At 62.3% G+C, this 21,070-nt stretch carries 15 protein-coding genes and 1 riboswitch; of the genes, 5 read left to right on the plus strand and 10 right to left on the minus strand.

Annotated elements, in window-relative coordinates:
* Positions 1–73: 73 nt before the first annotated feature.
* Positions 74–520 (minus strand): GNAT family N-acetyltransferase, encoded by a 447-nt coding sequence (locus OS035_RS23860; protein WP_097627943.1) that lies wholly within the window; start codon positions 518–520, stop codon positions 74–76.
* A 135-nt stretch (positions 521–655) separates the two neighbouring features.
* Positions 656–786, plus strand: a riboswitch (TPP riboswitch).
* A 93-nt stretch (positions 787–879) separates the two neighbouring features.
* On the opposite strand from OS035_RS23860, the gene thiC reads away from it, so the two are divergent.
* From thiC to OS035_RS23880, 4 genes are read left to right on the plus strand one after another with little or no spacing between them, the layout of a single operon-like run.
* A complete protein-coding gene (thiC, locus tag OS035_RS23865; protein ID WP_183781286.1) occupies positions 880–2,706 on the plus strand; it encodes a phosphomethylpyrimidine synthase ThiC in 1,827 nt (608 codons plus the stop codon).
* A 1-nt stretch (position 2,707) separates the two neighbouring features.
* Positions 2,708–3,688, plus strand: coding sequence for a glycine oxidase ThiO (gene thiO / locus OS035_RS23870; protein WP_183781289.1), 981 nt, complete (start codon positions 2,708–2,710; stop codon positions 3,686–3,688).
* Positions 3,679–3,876 carry a sulfur carrier protein ThiS gene (gene thiS, locus OS035_RS23875; protein WP_183781291.1) on the plus strand — a complete coding sequence of 66 codons (198 nt, stop codon included), beginning with the start codon at positions 3,679–3,681 and terminating at the stop codon, positions 3,874–3,876. The genes thiO and thiS overlap by 10 nt, the downstream gene beginning before the upstream one ends.
* A gap of 2 nt (positions 3,877–3,878) precedes the next feature.
* Positions 3,879–4,652, plus strand: coding sequence for a thiazole synthase (locus OS035_RS23880; RefSeq protein WP_183781294.1), 774 nt, complete (start codon positions 3,879–3,881; stop codon positions 4,650–4,652).
* Positions 4,653–4,776: 124 nt separating this feature from the next.
* On the opposite strand, the gene OS035_RS23885 is transcribed toward OS035_RS23880, so the two are convergent.
* The 7 genes from OS035_RS23885 to OS035_RS23915 form a co-directional block, all read right to left on the minus strand.
* Positions 4,777–5,673 carry a GGDEF domain-containing protein gene (locus OS035_RS23885; RefSeq protein ID WP_183781297.1) on the minus strand — a complete coding sequence of 299 codons (897 nt, stop codon included), beginning with the start codon at positions 5,671–5,673 and terminating at the stop codon, positions 4,777–4,779.
* Positions 5,674–5,844: 171 nt separating this feature from the next.
* Positions 5,845–6,690 (minus strand): DUF6030 family protein, encoded by an 846-nt coding sequence (locus tag OS035_RS23890; RefSeq protein WP_442967710.1) that lies wholly within the window; start codon positions 6,688–6,690, stop codon positions 5,845–5,847.
* Positions 6,691–7,110: 420 nt separating this feature from the next.
* A complete protein-coding gene (locus OS035_RS23895) occupies positions 7,111–8,550 on the minus strand; it encodes an HlyD family type I secretion periplasmic adaptor subunit (RefSeq protein WP_183781300.1) in 1,440 nt (479 codons plus the stop codon).
* A complete protein-coding gene (locus tag OS035_RS23900; RefSeq protein WP_097627951.1) occupies positions 8,547–10,691 on the minus strand; it encodes a peptidase domain-containing ABC transporter in 2,145 nt (714 codons plus the stop codon). The genes OS035_RS23895 and OS035_RS23900 overlap by 4 nt, the downstream gene beginning before the upstream one ends.
* A gap of 43 nt (positions 10,692–10,734) precedes the next feature.
* Positions 10,735–11,034 (minus strand): hypothetical protein, encoded by a 300-nt coding sequence (locus tag OS035_RS23905; RefSeq protein ID WP_183781303.1) that lies wholly within the window; start codon positions 11,032–11,034, stop codon positions 10,735–10,737.
* Positions 11,035–11,099: 65 nt separating this feature from the next.
* Positions 11,100–12,332, minus strand: a complete 1,233-nt coding sequence (locus tag OS035_RS23910; RefSeq protein ID WP_097627953.1) for a GTP-binding protein — start codon at positions 12,330–12,332, stop codon at positions 11,100–11,102.
* Between the two features lie 49 nt (positions 12,333–12,381).
* The gene (locus tag OS035_RS23915) at positions 12,382–17,310 is read right to left on the minus strand and encodes a DUF4082 domain-containing protein (RefSeq protein WP_331814117.1); all 4,929 of its coding nucleotides are present in this window, start codon (positions 17,308–17,310) and stop codon (positions 12,382–12,384) included.
* 1 nt (position 17,311) lies between these two features.
* Here OS035_RS23915 and OS035_RS23920 point away from each other — a divergent pair, with 1 nt between their 5' ends.
* Complete coding sequence (locus OS035_RS23920; protein WP_239620465.1) at positions 17,312–17,512, plus strand: hypothetical protein; 201 nt, start codon at positions 17,312–17,314, stop codon at positions 17,510–17,512.
* A gap of 415 nt (positions 17,513–17,927) precedes the next feature.
* Here the strand turns inward: OS035_RS23920 and OS035_RS23925 are convergent, their stop codons facing one another.
* Together OS035_RS23925 and OS035_RS23930 are read right to left on the minus strand one after the other, a co-directional pair.
* A complete protein-coding gene (locus OS035_RS23925; protein WP_097627969.1) occupies positions 17,928–19,112 on the minus strand; it encodes a GTP-binding protein in 1,185 nt (394 codons plus the stop codon).
* 96 nt (positions 19,113–19,208) lie between these two features.
* The coding region (locus tag OS035_RS23930) for a DUF4082 domain-containing protein (RefSeq protein WP_331814118.1) at positions 19,209–21,070 on the minus strand (1,862 nt) is incomplete at its 5' end.

Consider the following 21,070-nt stretch of genomic DNA (forward strand, 5'->3'; position numbering starts at 1 on the left):
TGAATATCGGGCTGACGGACCTCGAATTCTTCCGCTCGGCCTCGGCTATGGCTGGCCACCGCAGACGCGGCCGCTACGCACTCGATTTGGAGTAGAGACCAAGGTTGTTGCCGAGGGCGAACCCGCAACCCTGATAAAATTTCGACAACGCCCCTTCTCGCTGTGAGACCAACCAGACGCTGCTGCATCCCTCGGCCTTTGCTGTTTCGAAAACTGCTGATAGCAGCGCAGTCCCTATTCCCGCACCTTGGGCTTCAGGCAGCACCGACAACTCGTCAAGATAAACGACCGGACCGGCATGGCGCCGCTGTCGTATGCCCAACGCGATCCCCAGCACCTTGCCTCCGTCAAAGGCCGCAAGCGCAATGGATTTCGGCGTTCCAAGCACGGTGTTTACATTTTCAGCCGCCGCTTCAAGCGACCAATTCTCGTTCCACGGAGGTCCCGAATAGGCGCTGACCAGCACAGTGGCGGCGTCATTGAGATGTTCTAGCGTAAGACGTTTAATCCGAAACGACATAAATCCACCTGACGTTGAGTGAATTGACATTTGCCGCAGTTCGATCCGTAACGCAACAGGCTCCGAGCCGGACGATCTACGGAAACGACAAAGCTGTAAGCTTGACACAACCAGCGACCGCGCTTTACGACTGTCGGTATTCACCAGGGGGGTCCCGCAAGGGGCTGAGATACTGCTGGACAATGAGGCTTTGCCTGTTGTGGCGCAGTGACCCGTTGAACCTGATCCAGTTCATACTGGCGTAGGGACGGTGCAAGCGCTCGAAGGCTTTGGATTCACGCGTGGAATCCGTGCCGGTGTCTTTCCATCATTCCGGCTGATTGACTGGGTCTCCAACTTACAACTTGGAGCCTCAAACCATGACCATTGCCGCAAAGAACCTCACCCTGACCGTCACCACCGGCCCGCTGCCGGCATCGCGGAAGATCCATATTCCAGGAGATATTCATGGCGATATCCGCGTGCCGATGCGCGAAATCAGTGTCCATCCGACTGCCGGCGAGCCGCCTGTCATCGTCTATGATTCCTCCGGCCCCTACACGATCGAAGGTGCGGAGATCCGCATCGAGCAGGGCCTGTCTCCACTGCGCCGCGACTGGGTGCTGGCCCGCGGCGACGTCGAAGCCTATGACGGCCGCCATGTCCGCCCCGAGGACAACGGCTTTGTCAGCGGCGACCGGCTGACGCCGGAATTTCCGGGGCGGCGCCGGCCGCTGCGCGCCAAGGACGGCAAAGCCGTCACCCAGCTCGCCTACGCACGGGCCGGCATCATTACGCCGGAGATGGAGTTCGTCGCCATTCGCGAGAATCTCGGCCGCAAGGCCAAGGCTGAAGTGCTGGTGCGTGACGGCGAGAGCTTCGGCGCCGATATTCCCGATCATGTGACGCCGGAATTCGTCCGCCGGGAAGTCGCCGCCGGCCGGGCGATCATCCCCGCCAACATCAACCACCCCGAAAGCGAACCGATGATCATCGGCCGCAATTTTCTGGTGAAGATCAACGCCAATATCGGCAACTCCGCCGTCACCTCGTCGATGGCTGAAGAAGTCGAGAAGATGGTCTGGGCCGCCCGCTGGGGCGCCGATACGGTCATGGATCTGTCGACCGGGCGCAACATCCACAATATCCGCGAATGGATCATCCGCAATTCGCCGCTGCCGATCGGCACGGTGCCGCTTTATCAGGCGCTGGAGAAGGTCGGCGGCATCGCCGAGGATCTTAGCTGGGAAATCTATCGCGATACGCTGATCGAGCAGGCCGAACAGGGCGTTGACTATTTCACCATCCATGCCGGCGTGCGGCTGCGTTACATTCCGCTCACCGTCAACCGCGTCACCGGCATCGTCTCGCGTGGTGGCTCGATCATGGCCAAGTGGTGTCTGCATCATCACCGCGAAAACTTCCTCTACGAGCATTTCGAGGAGATCTGCGAAATTTGCCGGGCCTATGACGTCTCCTTCTCGCTCGGCGACGGCCTTCGCCCCGGCTCGATCGCCGATGCCAATGATGCGGCCCAATTTGCCGAACTCGAAACGCTCGGCGAACTGACGAAGATCGCCTGGGCCAGGGATTGCCAGGTGATGATCGAGGGGCCCGGCCATGTGCCGATGCAAAAGATCAAGGAAAACATGGACAAGCAACTCGCCGTCTGCGGCGAGGCGCCCTTCTACACGCTGGGGCCGCTGACCACCGATATCGCCCCCGGCTACGACCACATCACCTCCGGCATCGGCGCGGCGATGATCGGCTGGTTCGGCACGGCCATGCTCTGCTACGTCACCCCGAAGGAGCATCTCGGCCTGCCCGACCGCAGCGACGTCAAGACCGGCGTCATCGCCTATAAGATCGCCGCCCATGCGGCGGACCTTGCCAAGGGCCATCCCGCGGCGCGCCTTCGCGACGATGCGCTGTCGCGGGCACGTTTCGAATTCCGCTGGGAAGACCAGTTCAACCTCTCCCTCGACCCGGAGACGGCCCGCTCCTTCCACGATGAGACGCTTCCGAAGGAAGCCCACAAGGTGGCGCATTTCTGTTCGATGTGCGGCCCGAAATTCTGCTCGATGCGCATATCGCATGACATCCGCGCTGAAGCGCAGAAGGAGGGGCTGGACGCGATGGCCGCGAAATACCGGGAGGGCGGCGATCTCTATATGCCGATCGAGACCTCCGCGCACGGGGCGGACTGACATGCGCGTGCTTGTCAAAGGCGCCGGCGTCGCCGGCCTCACCGTCGCCCGCGAGCTGCATGCCCGCGGTGCCGATGTCACGGTCTTCGACCCGCATCCGAATTTCGCCCATGCCGCGTCCTGGCTCGCCGGCGGCATGCTGGCGCCCTGGTGCGAGCGGGAAAGCGCCGATGAGGCAGTGCTGACGCGCGGCCTCGATGCCGCCGATCGCTGGGAAGCGATCCTGCCCGGCAAAGTCGTCCGCAACGGCACGCTGGTCGTTGCCTCGACGCGCGACCATGGCGAGCTGAAGCGATTTGCCAGCCGCACGACCGGTTATCAATGGGTTGAAGAGGACGATATCGCCGCGCTGGAGCCCATGCTCGCCGCCCGTTTCAGGCACGGTCTGTTCTTCCCCGGTGAGGCGCATCTGGACCCTCGCCAGGCGCTGCACGCGCTGAAAGAGCAACTGACGGCAAACGGCGTCACCTTTACCGGCGTAGATGTGAGCGATGACGATTTCTCCGATATCGTCGACTGCACAGGTGCCGCCCGCATCGGGCAAGAGCGCGATCTGCGCGGCGTGCGGGGTGAAATGCTCTATCTCCATACCGAAGAGGTCACCCTTGCCCGGCCCGTCCGCCTGCTGCATCCGCGCTTCCCCGTCTATATCGTGCCGCGCAGCAACGGGTTGTTCATGATCGGCGCAACGATGATCGAGACCGATTCCGACGGCCCGATCACCGCACGTTCGCTCATGGAATTGCTGAACACGGCCTATGCGCTGCACCCGGCCTTTGCCGACGCCGCCGTCGTCGAGACCGGCGCCGGCATTCGCCCTGCCCTGCCCGACAATCTTCCACGCGTCCTGCGGGAGGGGAAGGCCGTCGTTTTCAATGGCCTCTATCGCCACGGCTTTCTGCTGGCGCCGACCATGGCGGCCGAGGCTGCCGATCTCGTTTTTTCCCAACAGCCGAAGCAAAGGAACACCCAATGCAACTGATCATCAATGGCGAAGCCCAGACAACCGCCGCCACAACGCTTTTGCAGCTTCTGGCCGCGCTCGACTACGAAGGCGACTGGCTGGCGACCGCCATCAATGGCGAACTGGTCCATCGCGAGGATCGCGGCGAGCATATGCTGAACGATTATGACCGGATCGAAATCCTGACCCCGATGCAGGGAGGCTGAGCATGCTTAATCTTTACGGACGTCAAATCGCATCACGCCTTCTTCTCGGCACCGCCCGTTACCCCTCACCCGCCATCCTCGCCGAAGCCATCACGCGCTCTAAAACGGAGATCGTCACCGTATCGCTGCGCCGCGAAATGGCCGGAGGGCGCAATGGCGGCGCTTTCTTCGACATGATCCGTGCACTCGGCGTTCACGTTCTCCCCAACACGGCCGGCTGCCACGGCGTGTCCGAGGCGGTGCTGACGGCGAAGATGGCCCGCGAAGTGTTTCGCACCGATTGGATCAAGCTGGAGGTGATCGGCAATCACGACACGCTGCAGCCGGATGTTTTCGCGCTCGTGGAAGCGGCCGGCATTCTGACCGGCGAAGGCTTTCAGGTCTTTCCGTATACGACGGACGACCTGGTCGTTGCCGAGCGTCTGATCGACGCCGGATGCCGGGTGCTGATGCCCTGGTGCGCGCCGATCGGATCTGCGGCGGGACCACAAAACCTTTCAGCCCTTCGATCGATGCGGGCGCATTTTCCCGACGTACCGCTCATCGTGGATGCCGGCATCGGCCGGCCTTCACATGCTGCTATCGTCATGGAGCTCGGCTTCGATGGCGTGCTGCTGAACACCGCGGTTGCCGGCGCCGGCGACCCCGCCGCAATGGCGGAGGCCTTTGCCAAGGCAATCGATGCCGGCAGGCAGGCATTCGGCGTCGGCATGCTGGAGCCGCGCGACATGGCCGTTCCTTCGACGCCCGTGATCGGAAAGGCGGTGTTTGCATGAAGTCGACGGTTTCTGCTTGATCTTCGCACAGCCGACGCTCATCGGTTGGGTCTGCGATATACTTCGAACGGATTACGGGCCAGACCACGCGTGGCGACCGGTGTGCTTGGATGCAGCGACAGTTTCAAGCGGCGCGGACCCGATCGCGGCCGCCAAGTTTGGCGGCGTAAAGTGCTTGATCGGCGCGTCTATAGAGTTCAGCCGCAGTATCCTCACTGAGGGAGGCTGCAACGCCTGCCGAACAGGTGTAGGCAAAATCGGGGGATTCCGTCAGCGGGCGGGAAAACCGGATCATCGTCAACATGTTTTCGATGATCTCGACGGCGTCCTCCAAAGCCGTGTCCGGCATCGCCAAAACAAACTCTTCTCCTCCGACGCGACCGAAACAGTCGTTGCGCCGGACATGCTGGTGGATTCGTTGCGCAAAGTCCTTCAGCACGAGATCACCGGCGTGATGGCCGAGCCTGTCGTTGATGTGCTTGAAGTTGTCGATGTCGAGCACGGCAAGGCATCCCTCGCTACCGTCTTTGGCGGCAACAAGCATGTCCTCTATCCGCGCCATGACGAATCTCCGGTTTGCAACCCCGGTCAGCTCATCGGTCTGCGAAGCCTTGACCGCAAAGTCGCGGTCCTGCCGGACACTTCTCTCCTCGGCACGCAGGGTTGTGATATCGCTTGCAACGCACAGCATCCAGCCGTTTTTCTGGACAGACTCGGTCATCCAGAGCCAGCGGCCGTCCATCAGGTCTGTTTCGAACGCCCGGTAGCCGATTTTCCCCCGGCGGGACTGCGTCGAGCGCAGCCACTCGTCGAAATTTTTTGCGTGAATGACAGTGCCCTGGCCGCGTTCGAAATTGCGTCGCATGAGATCCGGCCAAAGCGGGGTCTCGTCCCGCTCGATGAAATACGCCGACCGGAACGCCAGGTTGGCGTAGCGCAGCCGGTCGCTAGAGTCATAGACCGCCATGAGCGTCGAGGTGTTCGCAGAGAGCTGCAGAAGCTGTTCAGCGATCTCGTCCATATTGGATCCCGTCTGGTCACCGCAACCATGCATACCGCGCCATTTCTACGTGAAAAGTCTCGTGAGACAAAGGCCCCTAAGTCGGTTATCGGCCTCTGAATGCCTGGCGGGCACCAGAGATATCCCGATAAGCGCTGGCTCCAAGTGGATGTTGCAGATATCGCCCCGCCATCATTGGGCGCAACTGGCCGATAGTGACGTGCCCAAGCTGTCCGTGAGACGCGGATCTGTTGTGGCTAGCCACCGCTCTGGGGAAAAATACGTCTTCGTCCTCACCTGCGAATCTGACGTCGCCTTCAGACCAAGGACAAAATTGAAGTTATTTTCGCTGCCGGCTTCGCGCGTGAAGCTGAGATAGGAGCCGAATCGCTCGTATTCGACATTTCGAAGGTTTTGGATCGACGCAAGAGTATCCTCGAAATCGCGCCAGCACGCCTGCTTCACGATGATCTCGAAAATGCGCAGGACGGCCGGGGCGAGGTGCCCCTTCGCGTCTGTCGCCGGCCCAATGATCTTGGCGCGGATATCGACAACATCGCCGGTTTCATTTCCACGAACCTTGACGAAGGTGGAACTGAGGGGACGCACCTCGTCCCGTTCGTAGATGCGCTGAAAATAACATTCATAACTGCGATTGCGCATCGATGCGGCTTTCCAGTCGCTCATCTCGATGCCGGCCCCTCGAAGAGCACCACACATATTCGGGCCCGAAACGCGCCACATCCGCAGAAATTGACTTGCCCATTCCGGCTTCGGGACCTCGATCAGCGGCAGCGATATAGACATCGGCGGGAGAGGAGAAGGAGCCGCCGTGCCGGGGCCGATGGCCATGGGCGCTGATTGGACAGCCGTGTCGAGAGCTCCATCGTCAGAGAGCCCGACCGGATCGTCGAGGTCGTGCAGTTCACGGTAAAAGACAAGCGTACTTGCAAAAAGCAAACCGGATATCAAAAATATCGACCAAAGCAGCCAGCGGCTGCGGCTCCGCAATCTGGAGTTCCAGCGCCGATGGGGGATGTCGGGAGGAGGATCGACTGCTGATAGCGTTTTATCCACGGCGACCTCACAAGCAAAATCGGAGCGGATGCGAGTTTGAACCCAATCAAGCTCGATCCCGTTTGCAACCAGCCGCTGTCGGTCGGCGCGTCAGCCAATGCCCCTGCTGGCGGCTCTTTCTGAGGTGAGCAACGCATGTGCAAAACGGTACAGTCTGTCCGACTCACCTTCGACACTTTTGAGTGTGAGGTCGCCTCTGTGGAGCGTCAAGCAGCAAGCCTGTCGGACGGCATTCACCCCCTCAAAATTGGTGGGAAGAGCGCATTGGCCGCCTCAGGACACTTACATCAGACCGCTTCGCGACAACTGCGCTGACCCGCATTGTCAGCCGCCCATTGATCTTCATACACTCGGTATCGCGTTCGCGGCAGACCGATCCGCCTACGGTTCGCGTATTGCGTTATCCAGGCCCCGCAGCAACGGATACAGGAAATAGGAGATCACTGTGCGCTTGCCGACCTTAATCTCCGTGGACACGGTCATGCCGGGAAGCAGCCGCACTGGCACGTCCGACGCATTCAGCCTGGTGTCGGCGAGCAGGACGCGGGCCTTGAAGAAGGGAGCAGCCGACTGGCTGGGGGTGGTGGTTTGATCCTGCTGGCCGGTCAGGAACGTGTCCTCGCTGATGGTGCGAACGTTGCCGGAGGCCGTGCCGTATTTCTGGAAGGGATAGGCGTCGAGCTTGATACGCGCTTCCTTGCCGACGGCCACCCGGCCGATGTCGCGGGTGTTGATCGAAACTTCGGCTTCGAGCGGCACGTTGATCGGCACCAGGGTAACGATCGGTTCGGCTTCGCGTACCACAGACCCGATGGAGCGCTGGGCGAGATCCAGCACGACGGCGTCGGCGGGTGCGGTCAGCGCCACCATGTTGCGGCGCAGCTTCATCTTTTTCAGTTCCTCGTCGGCCATGTCGCGCTGGCCGCGCAGTTCCACCAGTTGCTCCATTGCGGCGCGGCGGAAGTCCTCGATAAAGGCTTGGCGGTCGGCTCGGAGCTTGGCAAAGGAGTGGGCGGCCTCGTCGGCCCGGCCGCGGACGGCAGTTAGATCCGATTCGACGTCGAGGCGGGCGTCGCGGGAGCCGAGCAGCGTGATCAGCGAACCGCTCTGGTTGTCATAGAGCCTCTCCCGCGCTGCTTCGATCTGAGAGAGCCCATCACGCCTGTCATTGAGCACCGCCTCCTGGTTTTTGCTCGCCACAAGAGCGGCGGATTGGCCGGCGATCTGCTGATCGAAATTCTGCAACTGCGCCACGTAAAAGGCCCGTCGCTGGCCAAAGAGCTGCGCCTGCAACATCTGGTCGGGCGTATCTCCTGCCATCTTCGTATAGTCGTCGCCGGCAAGCTCGGCCTCGATGCGCCTGACCTGGGCATCGAGTGCGGAGAATTTCGCCTGCTGCTGGTCGACATCGGCTTGGCTGAAGGTGGCGTCGAGGGTCGCGAGCGTCTGACCGGTATGCACGACCTCGCCTGCCTTCACCTCGATCGTGCGGATGATCGAGGTTTCGAGCGGCTGTACGACGATGGTCGGCTGGGTGGTGACGAGCTTGCCTGGCGCAATCACCACCTCATCGATCGAGGAGACCGAGGCCCAGGTGATCGCTGCGGCAAGCAGCGCCGTTACGCAGTAGAGCGTCATGCGCGCCACCCGCGGCGGGGCGCGTTCCTCGAGCTCGACAGCATCGGACTGGAATTCGGCAATTGCCGGCGGCAGCGGCGGGCGGGCAGTTAGTGCCCTTCCCTTATCAGGAGCCTTGTCCGAGGCGCCCTTGTCTGAAGGGACCGGCAGGTTTTCACTGGGTTTTCTGGCGTGCGCGTTCATGCGACCTGCCTCATTTGCTGGGCCCACAGGTGGCGATAGGTCATGCAGCGCGATACGAGCTGATCGTGCCGGCCGATATCGGCGACCTTGCCGCGATCGACGACGAGAATGGCATCGGCATCGACGAGCGTCGAAAGCCGGTGCGAGACGATGATGACGGTGCGGCCGGCAGCGATGCGGCTCAGATTCTCGCGGATGATCGCCTCGCTGTCGGGATCGAGCGCGCTCGTCGCCTCGTCGAAAATCAACAGCTTCGGATCGGTGATCAGCGCGCGAGCGATGGCCAACCGCTGCTTCTGGCCACCGGAGAGGTTGGAGCCATTTTCCTCCAGCATCGTGTCGAAGCCGCGCGGCAGACGCTCGATGAACTCCTCGGCGCCGGCGATGCGAGCGACCTCCATGATCTCCTCGATGCTCGCATCGGGCTTGGCGGCGGCGATATTCTCGCGAACCGAGCCGCGAAACAGGAAGTTATCCTGCAGCACGACGCCGATGCTGGTTCTTAAGTGCACAAGGTCGATCTCGCGGCTGTCATAGCCGTCCATGCGCACCAGCCCTTCCTGGCTCTGATAGAGCCCCTGGATGAGCCTTGTGATCGTCGTCTTCCCCGAGCCGCTCTTGCCGACCACGCCGAAGACGCAGCCCGCCGGAACGGCGAAGGAGACATTGTCGAGCGCCGGCGCGCTGTCCGGAGCGTAGCGGAAGGAGACCCTGTCGAATTCGATGCGGCCCTGCAAATGCGGTCGCACGCCACGCCCGCGGCCTGCCTGCTCCGGCCGCTGGTTCATGATCTCACCGAGCATGCGCACGGAGAGCGCCACTTCCTGATATTCATGCGCCATGGTAACGATCTGGACGAGCGGGCCGGAGACACGGCCCGCGAGCATGTTGAAGGCGACAAGCGCTCCGATGGTCATCGCGCCGCTGAAGACGTCTAGCGCACCGAGGCCGATGATCGCGACACTCATTAGCTTCTCCAGCAGCCCGGTCATCGCTTGGGCGATGGTCGAGATCTTGTCGACCCGGAACCGCACGGATATCGATTGCGCCGAATAGTCGTCCCAGACCTTGCGCTGGCGCGGCTCCAGCGCCAGCGATTTGACGGTGCGCATGCCGTGCACGGTTTCCACCAGCAAGGCCTGACGGTCGCCTTCCGCCTGGTAAAGCGCCTGCAGGCGGCGCTGGAACGGCCCGACGAGCATCATCACCACCAGCCCGACAAGCGCTGCAAAACCCAGCACAACCAGCGTCAGCTTGACGCTGTAGAGAAGCAGGATCGGCACGAAGACCAGCAGGGAAACACCGTCCAGAAGTGTGAGGAACAGCCGCCCGGTCAGGAATTCGCGGATGCGCCCCGTCTGCTGCATATGCTTGACGAGGACGCCGGCCGAAGCCTGCTCGAAGAGCGCGATCGGCAGATTTAGCAGATGGCCGAAGGTGCGTGTCGCGACGCGGATATCGATCCGGTTCGTCGCGTAGAGCAGCAGATAGCGCCGCAGGAAGGTGAAGGTCGCATCGAAGACGAGTGCGATCGCAATGCCCGCTGTCAGAACCGTCAGCGTCGCATAGCTCTGATGCACCAGCACCTTGTCGATGACGAGCTGAAAGAAGATCGGCGTCGTCAGCCCCAGGCCGTAAAGCACGAAAGCTGCGAGCGCGACATCGCGGAAGAAGCTGCGCTGCTTGATGATTTCGGGGACGAACCAGCGGAAGCCGAACGGCCGGTCCTCATCGGACATGCGATAATTGCGCTTCAGCAGGACGACAGATCCGAGCCAGGCCTTGGCGAATTGCTCTTCGCTCAGCATCATCACTTCGGCGCGTGACGCGAGCGGATCGAGAACGCGAATTCTCTCATCCTCGCCGCTCCCGACAGCGCCAGCGATGACCACCCAATTGCCGTTCGTCAGTTCCGCCAACGCCGGAAAGGCCTCGCCCAGTTGAAACAGCGATCGCCAGTCGAGCGTCAGATGCCGGGCTCTGAGACCGGCATCCTTGGCCATGCGCAGCAACTGCCGCACGGCAACCGGATCGTTGCCGACGGCATAATCATGCTGCAATCTTTCAGGCGCGAGATCGACGCCATGATGACGCGCGACGAGCGCCAGACAGTGCAGGTTGGTATGCAGAAAACCAGTCATGGCCCACCCGAAACAATACGAGACCGAGTCAATATTCGTTTTTTCAGTTGAAGTTCGGCGAAGCGTTCGACGCGCCGGCCTGCTGGATATCGGTCGCCGCCGCCGACATATCGCCGATACGACGGACCGCACCCGCCTCGACCAACCCACCGAGCGCCTTCTGCATCAGATCGACCGCGTTGGCGAAAGCATCGACAGGCATGATGATGCGCTGGCGGAAGACCGGCTTCGGGTTGTTGTTAGCGTCGCGATCGGTTGCCGAAAGCGACATCAGGTCGATGCGCACGATCGTTCCCGTAATGGTGATTTCGCCGATGCCGTCTGCGTAAAGTTCGTTGCTCATTGTTCTCTCCTCCGTTGATAATCAATACGTCTTCACTTAAGGCGCTTTACGTTCCATATGACACTCTAACTATTTGAATACGCAGGGATATGTCCGTGCTGCCAAGCCGGAAACGGATCGCGAATGCCGACGGCGGTCTGCGGATCGAAACCCGTCTCCTCGCCGATCAGGCAATAACCGAGAGCCGCGCGGATCGCTTCCTCGTCGAAGCCGGAACCGATGAAGACCAGCTCCTGGCGGCGGTCGCCCCAGACATCATCCCAATGCCGGTCGATGAGCTGGCGGAACTGCGGAAAGCGCGGCCATTGTACCCGCGGCACCGAGGCCCACCAGTAGCCCCTGGTTTCGATGCGGCACTGGGAGCCGGCAATCGACAGAAGGCCGATTTCATCAGGCCTCGTCGCCAGCCAGAAATGACCCTTTGCGCGGATGAGGCCCGCCCATTTCCGGTCTAGGAAATCCTTGAGCCTAAGGGGGTGGAAGGGCCGGCGGCTGCGATAGACGAAGCTTCTTATGCCGTATTCCTCGGTCTCCGGCACGTGATCGCCCCAGCCGAAGAGTTCCTTGTGCCAGAGCGGATGACGGGCGGCCTTCGCCTCGCTGAAGAGGCCGGTATCCAGGATCGCGCCAAGCGGCACCTGGCCGAAGACCGCCTCGACGACCTGCGCCCCCGGATTGAGCGCCGCGACGACCCGGCGAACCTCGGCAAGGTCGGCGCACGGCACGTCGCCTGCCTTGTTGATGATGACGACATCGGAAAATTCAATCTGCTCGACGAGCAGTTCCACGAGCTTGCGGTCATCATGCCCGTCACGCCTTTCGCCGCGATCGGCTAGGAACTCGGCGCTCTGGTAGTCGGCGAGGAGATTGACCGCATCGACGACGCAGACCATCGTATCGAGACGCGCCACATCGCAGAGGGCCGCCCCGCTCTCGTCGCGGAAGGAGAAGGTGGCTGCAACAGGCAGGGGCTCGGCAATGCCGGTGCCCTCGATCAGCAGATAGTCGAAACGGCCGGCGGCTGCGAGCCGGCGGACTTCGCTCAGGAGATCGTCGCGCAGGGTGCAACAGATGCAGCCGTTGGTGAGCTCTACCAGCGTCTCGTCGGTGCGCGAGAGATCTGCTCCCCCCTCGCGCACGAGCTCCGCATCGATGTTGACCTCGCTCATATCGTTGACGATGACGGCAACCCGGCGGCCCTCCCGATTGCTCAGGACATGATTGAGGACAGTCGTCTTGCCGGCGCCGAGAAACCCGGCGAGAACCGTTACTGGCAATCTGTTGTCTGCACCCATCATCGATACTCTCACTCTTTACAGCATGCCCGGCCTTACATCCTCGCGGGCTTTACGCCGCGAGCTGTGGTTTGAAGGCCACATCCACATAGTAGTTCGTGCTGTTATAGCTGGCTGTCGGGAACAACCCGCCCGCCCCATAAGCATAGACGCCGTTGCTGCCGCCGAGCGCCTTGAGATCACCGTTCGTCACGTCGCTGGCAAAGTAATTGCCGGTCGCCGAATAATTGCCGTTGGTCGAGTAGGAGACGACGTAGGTCGTATCCGCCTGGATGGCGATCTGCTGGGTGAGCTGCGCAGTCTGCCAGCCGCTCGCCGTCTCGTTGTTGAAGGTGACGCTGCCGAGCAGCGTGCCCGAGGCGGTCCAGAGATAGCCGTTATGCGAGCCTGTATTATCGGCACCCTTGTAAAAGCGGATGCCGGTGATCCAGCCTGACGTATCGGCCTGGAATTTCATGCCGAGATTGACCTGCTGGTTGTCGTTGACCGAGACGACCGAAGGCGTCGCGTTGGCGGCAAAGAGATTCTGCTCCGGACCGGCCGTCCCATTGCTGATGGTAAGCGCCACCTGCGCCGAGGCCGTGCCGCCCTTGCCGTCCGAGATCGTGTAGCTGAAGCTTGCTGGTCCCGAATAGCCTGCCGTCGGCGTGAAGGTCGCCGTCTGGGCCTGGGCGTTCCAGGCGACCGAGCCGTTGACCGCGGTGCTGACCCCAGTGATCGTGAGCGGATCGCCATCGCCATCGCTGTCGTTTGAGAGCAGCGCCGAGGCCTGGATGGTGATCGGCGTGCCGGTATTGGTCGTAAAGCCGCTGTCATTGGCGGCGACCGGAACCGCATTCTGCGCACCGCCCTGCTGATAGACGACGTCGACCCAGTAGTTGCTCGCATTGTAGGATGCCGTCGGAAACAGGCTGCCCGAGCCATAGGCATAAAGGCCGTTGCCGCCGCTCGTCGTACTCGACGGAGCCGTCAGCGCACCATTCGTATGGTCCGTCGTGAAGTAGTTCGCCGTTGCCGAATAGAAGCCGTTCGAATGGTAGCTCGCCACATAGGTGGTGCCGCCCGTCACGTTGATCGGCTGGGTGAAGGTAACCGTCTGCCAGCCACTCGCCGTCTCGTTGATGAAGGTCGCCTGGGCCAGAAGCTGGCCGCTCGCGGTCCAGAGCGAGCCGACATGCGTGCCGGTATCCTGAGCGCTCCTGTAATAGATGAGCCCGGTGATCTGGCCGCTGGCGGACGCGATGAACTTGACGCCGAGTTCGACCGAGTTGGTGTCATTGGCGACGGCAACCCCCGACGTATCCGCACCGGTAAACAGGCTTGACGTCGTGCCTCCGCCGGGCGGCGTGCCGACAGTGAGGCTGACCGTGGCCGAGGCTGTTCCGCCAAACCCATCCGAGATTGAATAGGAAAAGCTTGCCGCACCCGTATAACCCGCCGTCGGCGTGAAAGTGACGGACTTGGTCTGGCTGTTGAAGGTCACCGTTCCGTTGACCGCACCATTGACGCCGGTGATGCTGAGCGGATCGCCATCGGCATCGGTGTCGTTTGCAAGCAGGCTGCCTGCGGCAATCGCCAGCGCGGTGTTGGAATAGGTCGAGTAGCCATTGTCATTGGCGGCGACCGGCAGCACGTTGCTTGTCTGGTTGTAGAGGACATCCACCCAGTAATTCGACGACTGGTAGCTGGAAGTCGGGAAACCGGTGCCCTCGGCAAAGACACCGTTGCTGCCGGCAAGCGCCGTCAGCGCGCCGTTGGTATGGGCTGAGGTGAAATAGCCCGATGTCGCCACATAGGAGCCTGTCGTGTGGTAGGAGGCGACATAGGTCGTGCCGGCGGCGATATGCACAGGGTTGGCGAATGTCGCGGTCTGCCAGCCGCTCACAGATCCGCTGTCGGCGAAGGTGACGGTCGCGACCAGCGTGCCGTCGGCCGACCAGAGAGAGCCGGTATGGGCGCCAGTATCGCCGACCACCCTGTAGTAGCGGATGCCGGAAATCATGCCGCCGGACGAAGCGACGAACCTCATCCCGAGTTCCAGCGACTGACCGTCGTTGAAGCTTGCGCCCGTCGGCCCTTCGCTTGATGTAAACAGTGTTTCGCCGGTAGGGCCCGGGTTCACGGTGAGGCTGACGCTGCCCTGATCCGTGCCGCCGCGCCCGTCCGACAGCGTATAGGTGAAGCTTGCGGGGCCCGAATAATCGTTGGTCGGCGTGAAGATGACGGTGCCGTTCTGCTTGTTGAGCGTCACCGTGCCGTTGACGGCATTGCCGACGGCCGAAATCGTCATCGCATCGCCGTTGGGATCCGTATCGTTTCCGATGAGCGAGGTGATCGAGATGACGACGCTGTTGTTGCGGGTGATGGCCAGCCCGGTATCGTCGGTCGCAACCGGCGCGCTGTTGGGGCCGGCATCGAAGACCACGTCGACCCAGTAGTTGGTGCCCGTGCCGGGGCTCTGGCCGGGGAATGTGCCGGCATTGTCGCCATAGGCGTAGACGCCGCCGCCGTCGACGGCCTTCAGCGCGCCGCTGGCATAGGTGCTGCCGAAATAATTATCGGTGGCGGAATAGAAGCCGTTGGTGTGATAGGAGGCCACATAGGTCGTGCCCGCCGCAATCTGGATCGGACTGGAGAAGATCACCGTTTGCCAACCGGAGAGCGACTCGCCGACCGAAACACCCGTTGCCAGCAAGGTTCCGTCGGCTCGCCAGAGGCTGACGACATGGTCGCCGATATCGTGGAAGCCCTTGTAGAAGCGGATGCCTTCCACATAGCCTGCCGTCGTCGCCTGGAAGCGCAGGCCGAGCTCGACGGAGTTGGGATCGATCGCCATTTCGACAGTGGGCTTCTCCGCCAAGGTCCAGAGGCCCTGCGTGCCCGGCAGGGTGACGGTGACCTGCTTGCCGGCCGATGGCGCCTCCATGTTGACGCTGTCGTCGACGGCGCGCGACAGGACCGTATAGGTGCCGCTTGCCTGGACGACCCAGTTATAGCTCCAGCTCTCGCGGCCGGTGGCCTTGAACCAGTGCTGGCCGCCATCGGTCGAGACCTCCACGCCAGCAATGATGCCGCCGCCGAAATCCTGCGCCGTGCCGGTGATCGTTACGTGCTGCCCTTCGATAAAACTTGCGCCGACGATCGGTGACGAGATCGACGAGGTCGGCTTCAGGGTGTCGGTCGATTGTGTGGCTAGAATCAGGCTCGCATCCAGCGTCGTCGGCTGGATGCCCATGTCCGCGAACATGTTGACCATCGCCTGCTGGACGTTGCGATCGGTCGACGTGGCCGGGCCCTGATGATTGTCACTCAGCCCCCAGGACCAGAAGACGGTGCCGGCGCCGAAGACCAGCGCGCCGCTTTCCGCCCGGTACATGGTGAGGCTATGGGTCGCCACCGCATCACCGACCGTCGTGCCGTAATCGCGCAGATAGGTGCTCACGGCGATGGAGGAGAGCGACAGGTTGATCAGCCCATCCGGGCGAAAGCCGTTCTCGACGTCGGAATCCCATTCGTAGCCGAGCAGGTTCTGCACCAGATTGTAGGTATCACCCTCCTGCAGCTCGGCGACATCCGTGTTGCGCCAGAAGCGCAGGTTGGAATAATCGTAGGGGATGGAGATCGTGTCCTGGCGGTAGCTGTCCACTTGGAACATCGTGCCGGTCAGCGAATTTTCCGGCTCCTGACCGGCATCGGCATAGCGCGGATCGCGCCAGGTTCCGGTGCCGATATTGCTCGGATCGGTGCTCGTGCCCCAGGTTTCCTTGTAGCAGACCATGGTGCGATAGGCCTGGCCGCTGCCGTCGATGCTGCTTTCCCAGCGGACCTTCCAGTAGCACTCGTTGCCGCTCCAGAAAGCGAGGTCGACGCCGGCATCGCGGGCAGCCTCGACATTGGCGCGCTGTTCGGCAGACCAGTATTCGTCATGGCCGACAGAGAGATAAGCATCGTGGTTGAGCAGCAGCGTGCCGCTGCGCGCCGCATCGACGCCGGATATATAGGAAACGTCGTAGCCGTTCTGCTCCAGCCATGAAATGGCGGAGGATTCGACGCCGAAGATGTAATCGTGCGAGCCGCCGATCGGGCTCGTATTGGTGATGATCGGCCTGTTGTAGCTGACGGCCGAGGCGCGGCCGATGGCGGTCAGGCCGCAGCTGCAGTTCGGCGGCAGGTAGCCGATCATGGCGGCCGGATCGACAGGCACTTCGCCGTAATACAGGCTGGCGCCGCCCCAGGCATTATAGGCCTGCCAGGTCGTGTCCGATGTCTGGAAGACGATATCGCTGGTCGAGGCATCGTCGCGCACGACGAAGGGGATGATGCTTGCATCCTCGGTCCCATCCTCGCGCACCAGCTTGGCGAAGTAGACGCCGGAGACGGCGTCACTAGGAATTTGCCAGCTCGCCGAAACCGACCAGTTGCCGCAATCGATGAGGCCGAGCGACATGTCGACGATCGGATGCGGCTGGATCTGCGCCGTGGTCAGCTGCTGCTCGATCGAGTCGACCTTGCGCGCGCCGGCGCCGCCGTAATAGCCCATGCGGTAGATGTCGATGCGGTAATGGGTGGAATCCGTGGCGATCTTGAAATCGACGGTCTGGCCGATATTGGTGCTGATTTCGGTGGCGAAGCCCTGGATGGTACCGCCGCCATCGCCCTCCAGACCCCACTCGCTGATCGGGTTTCCCTGCTTCAGGTTTTCGAGCGCGATCTTGTTGGGCGTCACTGCTGCCGCTGCAGCCGCCGGCGCCACCAGCGCTGTCGGGGCGGCGGTCGTCTCAGCGGAAGCGTCCTGGCTCGGCTCCACCGAGATGGATGCGATCGAGGCCTGAAGGCGCAACGAAGCCGTGCCGACACTGGTGGAAGAACTGACCGGCGCCACCGTCTTGGCGCTGCCGGTATCGACATCGCTGGCAACACCCGTAAGCGCGGGGGCGGCAGGCAGTGTCGCCGCCTCCTCGGCCGGATCCGGGCCAAGCACGGTGCGCTCAGATGTCGAGGACGGCGTCTGGAAGACCGTCGCAGCCGACGCCGTCTTCGTGGACGTGTCCTGCGCGCCGCCGTCGGCAGCAGGGGCCGGCATCGCCGTCGACGATGCCGGGGACGATTGCATGTCGCCGGAGGATATCAGGGAAGATGTGACCGTGCCGGTGAAGGAGGATTGGACGGTTGCGCTGCCCTGATTGGCAAAGCTCGGAGCGCCGTCCGTGCTCCTCGACGACACAACTGTCGCGGAGGCAAGGACTGCGCTCCAGGCAGAGGATGCACGAAGGACACTCAACGCTCCACCAAATGTACACAGGTACTCACGATTACTGACATGAATTCTCCGCATCAGCGGCGTCCCCTTCCGCATCGGCCGGCCCTTCGACCGCTGTAGCAAGATGTTCATTCTGGCACCTTTGCGAAGGGAACGTACGACAGCAATCCGGGGTATGTGGGAGGTAGCTCCTACTCCAATGTGATGACCCTCACCCCATACCGGACGACAAGGCCCCAAAGTTGCCGACGGCTCCTGGCAAATGCCTGACGCTTGAAAAGGAATTCTGGTTCGGTCCGGCTGGCCTAGCCGGTCAACTCGAGCGTTGTCCTGCGCCGCTACCAGGCCGGAAACGGATCTTCGAGGCTAGCCCAGTCGCGCGGATCGGCGCTGGCGAGGCACCCGTCCAGCGCGGTCCGCACACCCGTCTCGTCCATATCAACGCCGATAAAAACCAGTTCCTGCCGACGGTCGCCCCAAGCGCTGTCCCACCGGCTCTCGAGATGCTGGCGAAACTGCTGATGGCTCGGCCAGTCCTGCCGGGGCACGGCTGCCCACCAAAGTCCCATGGGTTCGCAGCGCCGTTGGATCCCGGCAGCCGACATCAGCCCCACATGACGCGGGCGCGTGGCAAGCCAGAAATGGCCCTTGGCGCGCAGGACCCCCGGCCAGGGCTCGTCCAGGAATGCCCGAAACCGCGTGGGATCGAAGGGACGTCTGGTACGATAGACAAAGCTCGAAACGCCGTATTCCTCCGTTTCCGGAACATGCTCATCCGGGCTGTACAATTCCTTGTGCCACAGGGGATGCGCAGCCGCCTTTGCTTCGTCGAAGAGGCCTGTATCGAGGACTGTTGAAAGAGAAATCTTGCCGAAATCCGTCTCCAGCTGGAGCGCATCCGGGTTGAGAGACGTTACGATCTTGCTCACCTCTGCTCGGACCTCGTCGGTCGCGTCCGAGATCTTGTTGATCACGACGACATCGGCAAACTCGATCTGATCGACCAGCAGGTCGATAAGTGTGCGCCGGTCTTCACCGTCGCGCTGCAGGCCGCGGTCGGCCAGCAGATCGGCACTGCTGTAGTCGGCCAACAGGTTTGCAGCGTCGACCACGGTGACCATTGTATCGAGCCTGGCAAAGTCGGCGAGCGAGACGCCGTTCTCGTCGCGGAAGGAAAAGGTTGCCGCAATGGGGCGTGGCTCGGCAATGCCAGTGCCTTCGATCAACAGATAGTCGTATCGCTGCTCTTCGGCCAGCCGTCGTACTTCCGTCAGGAGGTCGTTGCGCAGGGTGCAGCATATGCAGCCGTTGCTGAGCTCGATCAATGTCTCGGTTGTATGCGACAGGTTGCAGCCGCCGTGTTGAATGAGACTGGCGTCTATATTCACTTCGCTCATATCGTTGACGATGACAGCGACCCGCAGCCCCTGACGGTTGTTGAGGATGTGACTGAGGAGCGTCGTCTTGCCGGCGCCGAGGAAGCCGGCCAGCACGGTTACCGGGAGCCGCTCAATCCTGTTCATCGGCATTCCTTGAGGGCGGTCGGTCGCAGCGCCTTCGCCGCGGCCAGTATGTGCGTCGTGTTAGCCTCATTCGAAAACCGGTCCATAAGCTTTGCTTCATCCGGCGAGCTGCGGGCGGAAGACCACGTCGGCATAGTAATTCGCAGAATCGTAGGAGCTGGTCGGGAAGAGACCTGTGGTGGCGGATCCGCCATAGGCATAAACACCGTTGCCGCCGGCGACCGCGCTTGATTGGGCCGTCAAAGGACCGTTGGTGACGGCACTGGCGAAGAAGGCGTCAGTCGCCACGTAAGCGCCGGTCGTGTGATAAGACGCAATATAGTTGGTATTGGCGGCGATCGTGACGGGGGTTGAGAAGTTGACCGTCTGCCAGCCGCTGCCGGTGGTGCCGGCAAAGGTGGCGGTGGCGAGCTTGGTGCCCGTCGTGGTCCACAGGTCGACAACGTTCTGGCCGTTGTCGTTGGCGCTGCGATAGAACTTGATGCCGGTAACGTCACCGGCAACGTTCGACTGGAACTTGACGCCAAGCTCGAGCTGCTGACCATCGTTGAGATTGGTCTGGGTCGGCGTGCTGGAGGCGTTGAACAGACTGTAGGTCACGGGCGCCGTCGAGGCGGCGATATTGAAGTTCTCGTTGGCGGCAAGGCCGCCAAGGTCTGTCGCCGTCATCTTGACGCCGTAGGTGCCAGCGGTCGTCGGCGTACCGGAGAAGGTGCGCGTCGTGGCATTGAAGGAGAGCCAGGCGGGCAGTGCCGTGCCATCGGCGGCCGTTGCCGAATAGGTCAGCGTCTCACCGCTGTCGACATCGGTGAAGGTCGTCGTCGGCACCACGAAGGAGAAGGCGGAGCCGACGGTGGCGTTCTGGGCCGCCGTCTGGACAGCCAGCACCGGCGCATCGTTGGCGCCATGGATGGTGACGGTCAGATTGGCCGTGGCGGTGGCGCCGGCGCTATCGCGCATCGTATAGCTGAAGACTTCGCTCAGCGTATTGGTCGACAGGCGCAGCCCCTGGACGGCGGTATTGGCCTCGTTGACGGCATAAGTATAGGCGCCCGATGCGTTGAGCACCAGACTGCCATAGGTGCCGGCGAGTGCTGAGCCGAGCGTGCCCGACGTCGCGCCGAAGACCACTGCCGTGACGGTCTTGGTGTCACCAGAATCCGGATCGGTATCGTTGGTCAGCACGTTGCCGCTCGCGACTGCGCCGCCCGAACCGTTGGCCACGCCGCCCTTCTCGGTCGCATCGCCCGCATCGGCGACCGCCGTCGGCGTCGTGTTGCCGGGAACCGACACGGCGATGTTGAAGGTCTCGTTGGCGGCGAGGCCGCCAAGGTCTGTCGCCGTGACCTTGACGCCGTAGGTGCCGCCTGCCGTCGGCGTGCCGGAGAAGGTCCGGGTCGAGGCATTGAAGGAGAGCCAAGACGGCAATGCCGTGCCATCGGCGGCCGTTGCCGAATAGGCCAGCGTCTCGCCGCTGTCGACATCGGTGAAGGTCGTCGTTGGCACCGCGAAGGAGAAGGCCGTGCCGACGGTGGCGTTCTGGGCCGCCGTCTGGACAGCGAGCACCGGCGCATCGTTGGCGCCATGGATGGTGACGGTGAGATTGGCCGTGGCCGTGGCGCCGGCGGTGTCGCGCATCGTGTAGCTGAAGACATCGCTCAGCGTGTTGGTCGACAGGCGCAGCCCCTGGACGGCGGTATTGGCCTCGTTGACGGCATAAGTATAGGCGCCCGATGCGTTGAGCACCAGACTGCCATAGGTGCCGGCGAGTGCTGAGCCGAGCGTGCCCGACGTCGCGCCGAAGACCACTGCCGTGACGGTCTTGGTGTCACCAGAATCCGGATCGGTATCGTTGGTCAGCACGTTGCCGCTCGCGACTGCGCCGCCCGAACCGTTGGCCACGCCGCCCTTCTCGGTCGCATCGCCCGCATCGGCAACCGCCGTCGGCGTCGTGTTCG

Origin of the sequence: Rhizobium sp. 268 (genome assembly GCF_036571585.1) — a bacterium.
Classification (GTDB): Bacteria; Pseudomonadota; Alphaproteobacteria; order Rhizobiales; family Rhizobiaceae; genus Rhizobium; species Rhizobium redzepovicii.

What these genes read in the sequence shown, in the direction of transcription:
- OS035_RS23860 (WP_097627943.1), bottom strand. Translation starts at nt 520, where the DNA reads ATGTCGTTTCGGATTAAACGTCTTACGCTAGAACATCTCAATGACGCC.
- thiC (WP_183781286.1), top strand. Translation starts at nt 880, where the DNA reads ATGACCATTGCCGCAAAGAACCTCACCCTGACCGTCACCACCGGCCCG.
- thiO (WP_183781289.1), top strand. Translation starts at nt 2,708, where the DNA reads ATGCGCGTGCTTGTCAAAGGCGCCGGCGTCGCCGGCCTCACCGTCGCC.
- thiS (WP_183781291.1), top strand. Translation starts at nt 3,679, where the DNA reads ATGCAACTGATCATCAATGGCGAAGCCCAGACAACCGCCGCCACAACG.
- OS035_RS23880 (WP_183781294.1), top strand. Translation starts at nt 3,879, where the DNA reads ATGCTTAATCTTTACGGACGTCAAATCGCATCACGCCTTCTTCTCGGC.
- OS035_RS23885 (WP_183781297.1), bottom strand. Translation starts at nt 5,673, where the DNA reads ATGGACGAGATCGCTGAACAGCTTCTGCAGCTCTCTGCGAACACCTCG.
- OS035_RS23895 (WP_183781300.1), bottom strand. Translation starts at nt 8,550, where the DNA reads ATGAACGCGCACGCCAGAAAACCCAGTGAAAACCTGCCGGTCCCTTCA.
- OS035_RS23900 (WP_097627951.1), bottom strand. Translation starts at nt 10,691, where the DNA reads ATGACTGGTTTTCTGCATACCAACCTGCACTGTCTGGCGCTCGTCGCG.
- OS035_RS23905 (WP_183781303.1), bottom strand. Translation starts at nt 11,034, where the DNA reads ATGAGCAACGAACTTTACGCAGACGGCATCGGCGAAATCACCATTACG.
- OS035_RS23910 (WP_097627953.1), bottom strand. Translation starts at nt 12,332, where the DNA reads ATGATGGGTGCAGACAACAGATTGCCAGTAACGGTTCTCGCCGGGTTT.
- OS035_RS23925 (WP_097627969.1), bottom strand. Translation starts at nt 19,112, where the DNA reads ATGAACAGGATTGAGCGGCTCCCGGTAACCGTGCTGGCCGGCTTCCTC.